Origin of the sequence: Micromonospora arida (genome assembly GCF_042873195.1) — a bacterium.
GTDB lineage: Bacteria > Actinomycetota > Actinomycetes > Mycobacteriales > Micromonosporaceae > Micromonospora > Micromonospora arida.
The window spans coordinates 123,610-135,445 of record NZ_JBIALC010000002.1; the positions used below are offsets into that span (position 1 = coordinate 123,610).

The following is an 11,836-nucleotide window of genomic DNA, read 5'->3' on the forward strand; positions in this document are numbered from 1 at the left end:
GCGGAAGGGTCCTTGGAGACAACGGGACGACCCGTACGGTGCCTAGACCCGCAGGTAGAAGCGCAGCGTGATCCAGGCGGTGCCCGCGCTGACCAGACCACCGACGCCAGCCATCAGCGGGAAGATGAACAGGATGTCGCCCCAGGTGATCGGCGAGAGCAGACCCTGCAACGCGCTCAACGACCCGTCGAAGAGCAGATACTTCGCCGCGACCAGGGCCACCAGACCGAGCAGTGAACCGATCAGGCCGGCCACCACCGCCTCCAGAACGAACGGCGCCTGAATGAACCAGTTGGACGCGCCGACCAGCTTCATGACCGCCACCTCACGCCGCTTGCTGTACGCGGCCACCTGAATGGTGTTCGCGACCAGCAGCAGGGCGGCGATCGCCATCACGATGGCGGCAGCCAGGGCGATGTTCTGGATCGAGGTGAGGATGTTGAAGATCTTGTCGAGCAGTCGACTCTGGTCGATGATCTCCTCGACACCCGCGGTGTCCTTGTACTGGTCGTAGACGTTCTTGTACTGCTCCGGGTTGTTCAGCTTGAGCCGGAACGCCTCGGGCAGCTGGTCCGGCTTGACCGCGTTCACCAGGTCCGGCGCGTCCTGGTACATCTCCTTGAAGCGCTTGTACGCCTCGTCCTTGTTGACGTAGAGGACGTCCTTGACCAGGGGGTCGCCGTCGAGCTTGGTCTGGAGGTCGGTGCGCTCCTGCTCGGTCACCTCCTGAGTCAAGAAGATCGAGACTTCGATGTTCTTGTAGTAGAGGTCCTTCATGTCGTCGACCTGGCGGTACATGAGACCGCTGGCGCCGAGCATGGTCAGCGAGACCGCCATCGTGATGATCATCGCGATGGACATGGTCACGTTGCGCCACAGTCCGACCAGTACCTCGGACAGGACGTATTTCACGCGCATCGGGATTTCCTCCGGGTCTCCGGCATGAGGTGTTCGTCGTCAGGCTGCGCAGGGGTGGAGCGCCGGCTCACCCGTAGACGCCGCGGGCCTGGTCACGCACGATGCGACCGCTCTCAATCTCAACGACGCGGCGGCGCATCTGGTTCACGATGTTGGAGTCGTGGGTGACCATCACGACGGTCGTGCCGGTGCGATTGATCCGGTCCAGCAGGCGCATGATCTCAATCGAGGTGTCCGGGTCCAGGTTTCCGGTGGGCTCGTCCGCCAGCAGGATCAGCGGACGGTTCACGAACGCCCGGGCGACGGCGACCCGCTGCTGCTCACCACCGGAGAGCTCGTGCGGGTAGCGGTGCTCCTTGCCACCGAGCCCGACCAGCTCCAGCACCTCCGGCACGACCCGGCGGGCAACCGCCTTCGTCTTGCCGATCACCTCGAGGGCGAACGCCACGTTCTCGTACGCGGTGCGGTTGGGCAGCAGCCGGAAGTCCTGGAAGACGCAGCCGATCGAACGCCGGAAGTGGGGTCGCTTCCAGGAGCGCATCGACGTGACGTCCTTGCCGTTGACGACGACGCGCCCCTTGTTGGGGGCCACCTCGTGCAGCAGCATCTTGATGATCGTGGACTTGCCGGAGCCGGATGGACCGATGAAGAAGACGAACTCGCCCTTCTCGATCGAGACGGACACGTTGTCGAGCGAAGGCCGGGACGCCTTCGGGTACGTCTTCGTCACTTGCTCAAGCTGAATCACGGGTGGTGAGTCTACGCGGTGTAACAACTGAGCCAAGCCCCACGCCCCGCCGATCCGGCACGAGTCGTCGAATCAGGCCTCTACCTGGAGATCGATGACGCGCTCCGCCCGCAGGCCGTCACGCACCGTCGCCAGCGAGCTGACGCTGCTTGCGCCAACGGATGCCGGCCTCGATGAAATCGTCGAGGTCGCCGTCGAAGACCCCGCTCGGATTGCCGGTCTCCTGCTCGGTTCGGAGATCCTTCACCATCTGATACGGGTGCAGGACGTAGGAGCGCATCTGGTCGCCCCACGAGCTCGTGCCACCGCTCTTGAGGCCGGCCATCTTCTCTTCCTCCTCCTGGCGCTTGCGCTCCAGGAGCCGGGCCTGGAGCACCCGCAGCGCGGAGGCCTTGTTCTGCAACTGGGACTTCTCGTTCTGGCAGGTCACCACAATGCCGGTCGGGATGTGCGTCAGGCGCACCGCCGAGTCGGTGGTGTTGACGCTCTGCCCACCCGGCCCGGAGGAGCGGTAGACGTCGACCCGAACCTCGTTCTCCGGGATGTCGATGTGGTCGGTCTGCTCCGTGACCGGCAGAACCTCGACGCCCGCGAAGCTGGTCTGCCGACGACCCTGGTTGTCGAACGGGCTGATCCGGACCAGCCGGTGCGTGCCCGACTCGACGCTGAGCGTGCCGTACGCGTACGGCACCTTGACCGCGAAGGTGGCCGACTTCAGGCCCGCCTCCTCGGCGTACGAGGTCTCGTAGACCTCGGTGGGGTAGCCGTGCCGCTCCGCCCAGCGCAGGTACATCCGCAGCAGCATCTCGGCGAAGTCCGCGGCGTCCACGCCACCCGCGCCGGCCCGGATGGCGACCAGCGCCTCCCGGGAGTCGTACTCGCCGGAGAGCAGGGTGCGGACCTCCATCTCCTGGATGGCCTTGGTCAGCCCGGTGATCTCCGACTCGACCTCGGTCAGCACACCCGGGTCGGCCTCGGCCTCGGCCAGCTCCAACAGCACCTGGGCGTCGTCGAGGCCGGAACGCAGGCTGCCCAGCTTGCTGATCTCGCCGTTGACGTACGACAGCTGCGAGGTCACCTGCTGGGCCTTGGCCTGGTCGTCCCACAGATCGGGGGCGGACGCCTCCTGCTCAAGGCGGGCCTTGTCCTCGTGGAGCCGGTCGATGTTGAGGACGGCCTCGATGTTTCGCAGGGTCGCGTCGAGTTCCTTGAGCTGTTCGGCGTAATCGGCAGCGGTCACGACAGACAAGCGTACTGTGCCGCAGGCTGCGCAGCTCGTCGTGGATGCGCGAACTGGCCGCAGGTCACCCGACGGGGGCGGACTTCAGCCACGACAGGGCAGCCCGGTGGTAGGCGACGGCGAACTCCAGCGCGCTGGCGTCGTACGTCTCGCCGTCCCGTTTGGCGTTCTTCACCTGCTCCCGGACCTGGGCGAGGGCCTCGGTGTGGTATTCGTTGGCCGAGGCGTACAGGCCCTTCAGCTGGCTGGCGGAGTGCAGGTTGCCGAAAGCCATCCGGAGCGCTATCGGGTTGCGGATGGTGTCGCGCCCCGGGTTCTCCGCGAGCCAGCGGGAAAACGTCCGTTTTCCGCTGGCGGTGAGTGCGTAGGGCTGGCTCATCCGCGGGCCCGGCTTACCGAGCCGCACGAAACCCCGCTCAGCCAGCACCGGCAACTCGCGGTACACCTGACTGCGGGTCATCGACCAGTACGGCGCCAGACGGCGCTCAGCGGCGGCCATCAACTGACCGCCTGTCATCGGGCCCTCGTGGAGGAGGCCGAGCAGGGCCGCCGCCGTAGGGTTGACTCCGGAATCCGCCATGCCCACTACGCTGCCACTTTGCGCACCCGGCGTCCAGGATTTGCCGGTTTGCCACCCGACAGGACTTCCTAAGTGCACTGTCGGCGGCAGACTGTCCGTTGAGGACTATCGATGGATTGCACATTCCGGGCGTCCGCCGGCGGCGCCCACGCGCGCCGCCGGCGGGTTGTCGCCGGTCAGCCCATGTGGGGGTACGTGTGGTCGGTCGGCGGCACGAAGGTCTCCTTGATCGTCCGCGGGGAGATCCAACGGACCAGGTTCAGCCAGGAGCCGGCCTTGTCGTTGGTGCCGCTGGCGCGGGCGCCACCGAAGGGCTGCTGCCCGACCACCGCGCCGGTCGGCTTGTCGTTGATGTAGAAGTTGCCGGCCGCGTACCGCATGCGCTCGCCGACCGACTCGACGACCCGACGGTCGGTGGCGAACACCGAGCCGGTCAGCGCGTACGGGGCGATCGACTCCGCCTGCGCGACAACCTCGTCGAACCGGGCGTCGTCGAACACGTGCACGCCCAGGATCGGCCCGAAGTACTCGGTGGTGAAGGTCTCGTGGGCGGCGTCGCCGCACTCGAAGAGCGTCGGTCGCACGAAGTAGCCGACCGAGTCGTCGGCGGTGCCACCGGCCAGCACCCGGCAGCTGTCGTCACCGGCGATCAGCTCCAGCGCGGCGGTGTGCCGGGCGAACGCCTTGTCGTCGATCACCGCACCGCCGAAGTTGCCGAAGTCGGCCACGTCACCGTAGGTCAGCGAGTCGGTGGTGGCGGCCAGCCGGTCCCGCAGCCCACCCTCCCAGATCGAGCGCGGCACGTACGCCCGCGAGGCGGCCGAGCACTTCTGGCCCTGGTACTCGTACGCGCCACGGATCAGCGCGGTGTGCAGCGCGTCCACGTCGGCGCTGGTGTGCGCGACGACGAAGTCCTTGCCGCCGGTCTCACCGACCAGGCGCGGGTAGCCCCGGTAACGGGAGATGTTGTCGCCCACGGTCCGCCACAACTGCTGGAAGACCTTTGTCGAACCGGTGAAGTGGATGCCGGCCAGATCCGGGTCGGCGAGCACGACGTCGGAGACCTCATCGCCCCGGCCGGTGACCATGTTGATCACGCCGGGCGGCAGGCCGGCGGCCTCGAACAGCCGCATGGTGAAGTGCGCGGCGAACTGCTGGGTCGGGCCCGGCTTCCAGACCACCGTGTTGCCCAGCAGGGCCGGCGCCGACGGCAGGTTGCCGGCGATGGCGGTGAAGTTGAACGGGGTGACCGCGTAGACGAAGCCCTCCAGCGGGCGGTGGTCGAAGCGGTTCCAGACGCCGGGCGAGGACGCCGGCTGCTCCTCGAGCAGGCGACGCGCGAAGTGCACGTTGAACCGCAGGAAGTCGATGAACTCGCACGCCGCGTCGATCTCCGCCTGGATCGCGGTCTTCGACTGGCCGAGCATGGTGGCGGCGTTGAGCGTGTCCCGCCAGGGGCCGGCGAGCAGCTCGGCGGCGCGCAGGAAGATCGCGGCGCGTTCCTCGAAGGGCAGAGCCCGCCACATCGGCGCGGCGTCCTTGGCCGCCTTGGTCGCGGCGCGCGCGTCGTCGTGGGTGGCGTGCGCGGTCACCCCCAGCACGTGGGCGTGCTTGTGCGGCTGCACCACGTTGATCGGGTCACCGCTGGCCATCCGCTGCTCACCGCCGATGGTCATCGGCAGGTCGATGCGCTCGGCGGCGAGCTCGGTCAGCCGCCGCTGGAGCCGGTCCCGGTCGGGGCTGCCCGGCTCGTAGTTGCGAACCGGCTCGTTGCGCGGCTCGGGAACGGAGAACACGGCATCCATCAAGGCTCCTGGCGATCTCGACAGCAGTGGCGAAACCGGACCCGCGGGGACCGACCGGATGGCCGGACACCGGACGCCACCACGAGAGGCCGAGCAGCGGCGGGACCTCCCCTGATTCTCCCACGACGGGCCACGCGACCCACTTCCGCCACCGCCCTGCACCAAGGACCGCCCCACCCCTCCTCTCCTTACCGACCGGTCTCGATCCGTCCCGCCGTCCCGGGGCGACAGGCAGCCCAGCGGGCCCGCGTACCCTGAATGGTCGGTGACCTGCCGCCTCGAAGGGGAGACGATGACCAAGCAGCCCGGCCGCGTCCCGGCCGCTGAGTCGGACGAGCCGGCGGTCGACGCGGCCAGCGCCGGCAGTCGGCCGCTGCCCGCCCCCGGCGCCGCAGTGCTCGCGCTGCTGGCGCTCGGTTGGCTGGCCGCCATGCTCTGGTCCACCCGGGAGGCCATCACCTCGGCGGCGGCCGGGGTCACCGCGATCAGCCTCTCCGCGTTCGCCCTGCCCGGCGTGATCTCGGCCGCACTGGTGGCCGGGGCGGCCGTCGCGCTGGCCGCCGGCAACCTGCTGGCCCGCCGGTACGGGGACTGGGCCACGCTGCGCTTCGCCGGGGCGATCGGCGGCGGAATGCTGGTCGGGCTCGCTGCCGCGGTGGCCATCAACCTCACCTACTTCGACACGTCCACCACCAACGTGATCGCCGGCACCACCGCGGCCGCGGCGATCATCGGGGGCGCGCTGGCCGGCGCGCGGACCGCCCCGGCGATCGGCGCTGTGGTCACCGCCGCGCTGGGCACGCTGATCTTCGTGGTCGCGTTCAGCCGCGCCCGGGACCCGCTGTTCGACCTCTTCGGCTCCGGCGACAGCCAGGAATCGTTGATCAACGCGGCCAAGTGGGTGTCCCGTACCGAATCGCTCGTCGCCGGGCTGCTCGCCGGGCTTCTGGCCTTCGGCTACCTGACCTGGGCACGGCGTCGAGCCGTCCGCCGCGATCCCGAGGCCCCGGCGCTGCGCTGGCCGGCGTACCTGCTCGCCGGCGCCGGGCCGGGGCTCCTCCTGCTGCTCGCCGAAGTGATCATCAGGGTTGGTGGCCGGTCGCTGCTCGACCTGGCCAGCGCGCTGAGTGAGGCGGACGCGGTGGCGCAGACCTCGCTGGGCACCTCGCGGGTGGACAACGGCATCTGGGTGCTCTTCGTGGGGGCGCTGACCGCGCTCATCGCATTCGGCCGCACGCTCAGCCCGGCCCACAGCGACGACGACGAACCGGCCCACAGCCCGAACCCGGTCCCGGACCAGGTCGATCCGGCGGACGACAAGCCGGGCTACGCCAAGGCGTTCGACGCGGACCCGGCCGAGACATTCGACGGCGACCCAGCTGAGACGCCCGACGCGGACCCGGCGAAGGCGGATCCGGCTCGCTGACGCCTCACCGAGGCCGGCGTTCGGCGCCGGCGAACGGGGCCGGCGTTCGGCGCATGCGGCCGGGGCCGGCGTTCGGCGCCGGTGCCGGTGTCCGGCTGCTGTTGGGGCGGTGTTCGGCTCAGTCGGTCGCGGTCAGCAGCTGGTCCAGCTCCGTCACGTCGTACCACTCCAGCTCGTGGTCCTCGGCGCCGTCCACGGTGAACTGGGCGTCCGGGTCACCAGCCGCCGCCTCGGCCACGACGTCGGCCGCCGCGCCGACCTCCTCGGCCGCGTCCGTGCCGTCCACGTGGATCGCCGCGACGGAGCCCACCGGCACGGCGTCGGTCAACGTCACCGCGCTGGAGCCCAGCTCGCCGTCGCCGCGCCCGATCGCTGCCGACGGCAGGTCGACCGAGATGACGACGCGACGGCGGGGAGCGGTCGGGTCGGCCCGGAGCAGGTGCAGGGCGTCCTGGGCGGCCCGGGTGAAGGCGACGTACTCCAACTCCTCCTCGTCACCCTCGGCGTACCACTCGCGCAGCGCCGGGGTCACGGCGTGCGCCTGGTCTGCGGCCAGGCCCTCCGCACGCAGCCGGGCCAGCATCGGTACGGTCGCCGGAACGTAAACCCGGACAAGCTCGTCGGTCACCGGTCGTCTCCCCGCGTCGTCCTCCACCGGCGGCCGCCGGCACGGGCGCAGATCATGCCGCACGCCGTGACCGTCATACACCCCGCCTCCGGCCGGAGGAAGTTCCCCGCCGGTGTGTCCCGCGTGATTGGTCCCGCCCCCGACCCGGTCCCGTGCTGGGCGGCGAGGGCTGTCGGTGGCAAACTGAGCCAAACGACATCAATCCCGGGGAGTTTCTGTGGAGCCGAGGTTCCTGCTGCTCACCGACGTGGCCGCCGAGCTCAACGTGTCGGACTCGCAGGTCTACCACATGGTGCGCAGCGGCGAACTGCCGGCGATCAAGATCGGCGGGCGCGGCCAGTGGCGCGTCGAACGCGCCCGGCTGGAAGAGTACATCGCGCGCAAATACGACGAGACAGCAGACTGGGTGCAGAGCAACCCGCTGGTCGACCGCGACCCCGAGTAGTAGAAGCCCCGACTCGTTCCCCAGCCTGACCCGCCCGCGCCGCTCAGCCCGACCCGCTCAGCCCGACCCGCTCAGCCCGACCCGCCCCGCCCTGGCCTGGCCTGGCCTGGCCTGGCCCCTTCGTCCGTCCGCCCGCCCGTCCGTCCGCCCGTCCGCCCGTCCGCCCGTCCGCCCGTCCGCCCGTCCGCCCGTCCGTCCGGGGGATGATCCACTCGGCTTTACGGAAGTCGGGGTGTCGGGGTCGCTGGGACCGCGCGATTTCAAGGAACCCGAGTGGATCATGCGCCGCGTCGGCAACGGAGGCCACGAGGGCATTGACCGTGGCCGTTCTGTCGCTCAGAATCGAGCTTGTCGAAGGCAAACGAAAGCAAACGCAAGGTCGAGGGGGCCATGATGAGCGGAGTGCGACCCGGTCCTTCCCGACCACCCGTGCGGTTGCGCCCCGTCCCGCCCTTCGACCCGCCGTACGTTGACGAGGCCGACGGGTCGTGCTGGCCCCCGATGACCGACGGTCAACTCGCCCTCGACCTGTTCGCCTCCACCCGGCCCAACCCGGTCCGGCCGCCGGAGCGGCGAGCAGCCCTGCGCCCGGTGCCCAGCCGGTCCACCACCACCCACCCGGTCGCGTCGTTGCCGACGTCGACCGCACCGGAAACCACCCGAGCCGCGCACCGCTTCGTCGGCACCTGCCTTGAGGTGGTCAACGGCTACCGCTCGCCGGCCCAGGTGCGAGCGCTGCTCGACCCGGCCCGAGCGGGCGACCTGTTGACCGAACTCGCCCGCGCATCCGGGCGGGCCGGGGCATCCCGACGCCGCGGCGGCCGGCCACTGGTTCGGCTGCTACGCCTGCGAGTCTGCGAGCCCCGGGACGCCGCGGTGGAGGCGGCAGCCGTCCTCACCGGGGCGGGCGGCCGAAGTTGGGCGATGGCGCTGCGCCTCGAACATCGCCGGGGTCGCTGGCTCTGCGTTGCCCTACACGTGGTCTGACCGCACCTGCCCCGGACGTCGGCGAGGCCCAGAGACACCGACGGGCCCCGGCCTGGTCGGCCGGGACCCGTCGGTCAGACGCTGTCGGTGCAGCTGCTGTTGGTCAGTTGCCGCCGTTGGGGGCGCCGTGGCAGCGCTTGTACTTACGGCCCGAGCCACACGGGCACGGCGCGTTGCGGGACGGGCCGTTGCTCGCCTCGGCCTGGTTCGGTGCCGGCCGACGGGCGGCGGCCGACGGAACTGCCGGGCCACGCAGCCCGGATGCCGGCCGCTGCGGCGCGGACGGTGCGCTCCGCCCCGGTGCCGCCGGAGCACCCGGAGCCGGTCGGCCCACACCGAGCGCCGGAGCCTGCTGCTCAGCCTGCTCCACGGCGACCGCGCCCGGGCTGGCCTCGCCGTCGATGGTCGGCGCGGAGTATTGCAGGCCCTGCCGCCGCGGTGCCTGGTTGAGGCCCTTGGCCCGGATCTCCACCGGCTTGTCGAGCAGGGTGACCTCGTCGGCCCCCTCCTCCGGCTCCGGTTCGGTCACCTGGACGTCGACGTTGTAGAGGAAACCGACTGTCTCCTCCTTGATGCCGTCCATCATGGTGGCGAACATGTCGAAGCCCTCGCGCTGGTATTCCACCACCGGGTCGCGCTGGGCGTACGCCCGGAGGTTGATGCCCTCCTGGAGGTAGTCCATCTCGTAGAGGTGCTCGCGCCACTTGCGGTCGATGACCTGGAGCAGCACCATCCGCTCGAGCTGGCGCACCCCCTCGGTGCCGAGCTGCTCCTCACGCCGGTCGTACGCGGCGTTGGCGTCCTCCTTGAGGCGGGCGACCAGGAAGTCGGCGTCCATACCGGCCCGGGAACCGCCGGCCTCCTCTTCCAGCTCCTCGATCGTCACGCCGACCGGGTAGAGCTGCTTGAGGCTGGACCAGAGCTGCTCAAGGTCCCAGTCTTCGCCGTAGCCGTCGGAGGTGGCGCCCCGCACGTACGCCTCGACGGTGTCGTCGATCATGTTGCGGACCTGGTCAGAGAGGTCTTCACCGTTGAGCACCCGGAGCCGCTCGGCGTAGACGACCTGGCGCTGCTTGTTGAGCACCTCGTCGTACTTGAGCACGTTCTTGCGGATCTCGGCGTTCTGGCCCTCGATCTGGGCCTGGGCGCTCTTGATCTGCCGGGTGACCATCTTCGACTCGATGGGCACGTCCTCCGGGATGTTGAAGCGCTCCATCACCGCCTCGACCGCTCCGGCCCGGAAGCGCCGCATCAGCTCGTCCTGAAGGGACAGGTAGAAACGGGACTCGCCCGGGTCGCCCTGCCGGCCGGCGCGACCACGCAGCTGGTTGTCGATCCGCCGGGACTCGTGCCGCTCGGTGCCCAGCACGTAGAGGCCGCCGGCGGCCGAGACCTCTTCCGCCTCGGCGTCGCAGGCCTGCTTCCAGGTGGGAAGGACCTCCTCCATCGCCTTGGCGTACTCTTCCTCGTTTTCCAGCGGGTCGAGGCCGCGCTGGCGCAGCTCGTTCGCGGCGAGGAACTCGGCGTTGCCACCGAGCAGGATGTCGGTGCCGCGGCCGGCCATGTTGGTCGCGACGGTGACCGCGCCCTTACGCCCGGCCTGGGCGACGATCTCGGCCTCCCGGGCGTGGAACTTGGCGTTCAGCACGTTGTGCGGGATGCCGCGGCGGCGCAGCAGCTGGGAGAGGATCTCGGAGTTTTCCACCGAGACGGTGCCCACCAGCACCGGCTGACCCATCTGGTGCCGCTCGGCGATGTCCTCGATGACGGCGTTGAACTTGGCCTTTTCCGTCTTGTAGATGACGTCCGGCCGGTCCTCGCGAACCATCGGGCGGTGGGTCGGAATGGTCACGACGCCGACCTTGTAGACCTTGTTGAACTCGCTCGCCTCGGTCTGCGCCGTACCGGTCATCCCGGACAGCTTCTCGTAGAGGCGGAAGTAGTTCTGGAGGGTGATGGTGGCCAGGGTCTGGTTCTCCTGCTTGATCTCCACCCCCTCCTTGGCCTCGATCGCCTGGTGCATGCCCTCGTTGTAGCGACGGCCGTGCAGGATGCGACCGGTGAACTCGTCGACGATCAGGACCTCACCGTCGCTGACGATGTAGTCCTTGTCGCGCTTGTAGAGCTCCTTGGCCTTGATGGCGTTGTTGAGGTAGCCGACCAGCGGGGTGTTCACCGACTCGTACAGGTTGTCGATGCCGAGCCGGTCCTCGACCTTGGCGACACCCCGCTCGGTCACGGCGATGGTGCGCTTGGAGTGGTCGACCTCGTAGTCGCCCTCGCCGTCGGTGCCGGGCTGGAGCCGGGCCACCACGCCGGCGAATTCGCCGTACCAGCGGGCGGAGTGCTCGGCCGGACCCGAGATGATCAACGGGGTGCGGGCCTCGTCGATCAGGATGGAGTCGACCTCGTCCACCACCGCGAAGTTGTGCCCGCGCTGCACCAGCTCTTCCTTCGACCAGGCCATGTTGTCGCGCAGGTAGTCGAAGCCGAACTCGTTGTTGGTGCCGTAGGTGATGTCGCACTCGTAGGCGGCCTTGTGCTCACTTGCCGGCCGGTTGGGCAGCACCACGCCGACGGTCAGCCCGAGGAACTCGTGCACCCGGCCCATCCACGCCGCGTCACGCTGGGCGAGGTAGTCGTTGACCGTGATCACGTGGACGCCCTTGCCGGAGAGCGCGTTGAGGTAGACGGCCATGACCGAGGTCAGCGTCTTGCCCTCACCGGTCTTCATCTCGGCGATGTTGCCGAAGTGCAGCGCCGCGCCGCCCATCACCTGGACGTCGTACGGGCGCTGGCCGAGCACCCTGGCGGCCGCCTCGCGGGCCACCGCGAACGCCTCCGGCAGCAGGTCGTCGAGCGTCTCACCCTCGTCGAGCCGCTCCCGGAACTGTTCGGTCATGCCGGCCAGTTCCTCGTCGGTGAGGTTGACGTAGTCGTCCTCGATCGAGCTGACGGCATTGGCGATCGCCTTGAGGCGGCGCACCATGCGGCCCTCGCCCGCGTTAAGGACCTTTTCCAGAATCGACACGGATCAACGCTCCCCTAGACAGTCTCGA

The 11,836-nt window shown here is 69.5% G+C and carries 10 protein-coding genes; 3 read left to right on the forward strand and 7 right to left on the reverse strand.

Annotation, left to right across the window (positions count from 1 at the left end):
• Positions 1–42: 42 nt before the first annotated feature.
• From ftsX to pruA, 5 genes are all read right to left on the reverse strand, one after another.
• Complete coding sequence (ftsX, locus tag ACFYP0_RS07240) at positions 43–918, reverse strand: permease-like cell division protein FtsX (protein ID WP_124854049.1); 876 nt, start codon at positions 916–918, stop codon at positions 43–45.
• Between the two features lie 67 nt (positions 919–985).
• Positions 986–1,666 (reverse strand): cell division ATP-binding protein FtsE, encoded by a 681-nt coding sequence (gene ftsE, locus ACFYP0_RS07245; protein ID WP_030331491.1) that lies wholly within the window; start codon positions 1,664–1,666, stop codon positions 986–988.
• 118 nt (positions 1,667–1,784) lie between these two features.
• Positions 1,785–2,906: a peptide chain release factor 2 gene (gene prfB, locus ACFYP0_RS07250; protein WP_124854048.1), complete on the reverse strand. Its 1,122-nt coding sequence runs from the start codon at positions 2,904–2,906 to the stop codon at positions 1,785–1,787.
• A gap of 64 nt (positions 2,907–2,970) precedes the next feature.
• Positions 2,971–3,486 carry a PadR family transcriptional regulator gene (locus ACFYP0_RS07255; RefSeq protein ID WP_091393967.1) on the reverse strand — a complete coding sequence of 172 codons (516 nt, stop codon included), beginning with the start codon at positions 3,484–3,486 and terminating at the stop codon, positions 2,971–2,973.
• Positions 3,487–3,662: 176 nt separating this feature from the next.
• Positions 3,663–5,291 carry an L-glutamate gamma-semialdehyde dehydrogenase gene (gene pruA / locus ACFYP0_RS07260; protein WP_386994988.1) on the reverse strand — a complete coding sequence of 543 codons (1,629 nt, stop codon included), beginning with the start codon at positions 5,289–5,291 and terminating at the stop codon, positions 3,663–3,665.
• A gap of 292 nt (positions 5,292–5,583) precedes the next feature.
• On the opposite strand from pruA, the gene ACFYP0_RS07265 reads away from it, so the two are divergent.
• Positions 5,584–6,717: a hypothetical protein gene (locus tag ACFYP0_RS07265; protein WP_356975939.1), complete on the forward strand. Its 1,134-nt coding sequence runs from the start codon at positions 5,584–5,586 to the stop codon at positions 6,715–6,717.
• 118 nt (positions 6,718–6,835) lie between these two features.
• Here the strand turns inward: ACFYP0_RS07265 and ACFYP0_RS07270 are convergent, their stop codons facing one another.
• Positions 6,836–7,345 (reverse strand): DUF6912 family protein, encoded by a 510-nt coding sequence (locus ACFYP0_RS07270; protein ID WP_356975937.1) that lies wholly within the window; start codon positions 7,343–7,345, stop codon positions 6,836–6,838.
• A 217-nt stretch (positions 7,346–7,562) separates the two neighbouring features.
• Between ACFYP0_RS07270 and ACFYP0_RS07275 the strand changes: the two genes are divergently transcribed.
• The gene (locus ACFYP0_RS07275) at positions 7,563–7,790 is read left to right on the forward strand and encodes a helix-turn-helix domain-containing protein (protein ID WP_124854045.1); all 228 of its coding nucleotides are present in this window, start codon (positions 7,563–7,565) and stop codon (positions 7,788–7,790) included.
• 393 nt (positions 7,791–8,183) lie between these two features.
• Positions 8,184–8,777, forward strand: a complete 594-nt coding sequence (locus tag ACFYP0_RS07280) for an Rv3235 family protein (protein ID WP_386994992.1) — start codon at positions 8,184–8,186, stop codon at positions 8,775–8,777.
• A 103-nt stretch (positions 8,778–8,880) separates the two neighbouring features.
• Here ACFYP0_RS07280 and secA read toward each other — a convergent pair whose 3' ends face one another.
• The gene (gene secA / locus ACFYP0_RS07285) at positions 8,881–11,808 is read right to left on the reverse strand and encodes a preprotein translocase subunit SecA (protein ID WP_124862789.1); all 2,928 of its coding nucleotides are present in this window, start codon (positions 11,806–11,808) and stop codon (positions 8,881–8,883) included.
• Positions 11,809–11,836 lie beyond the last annotated feature (28 nt).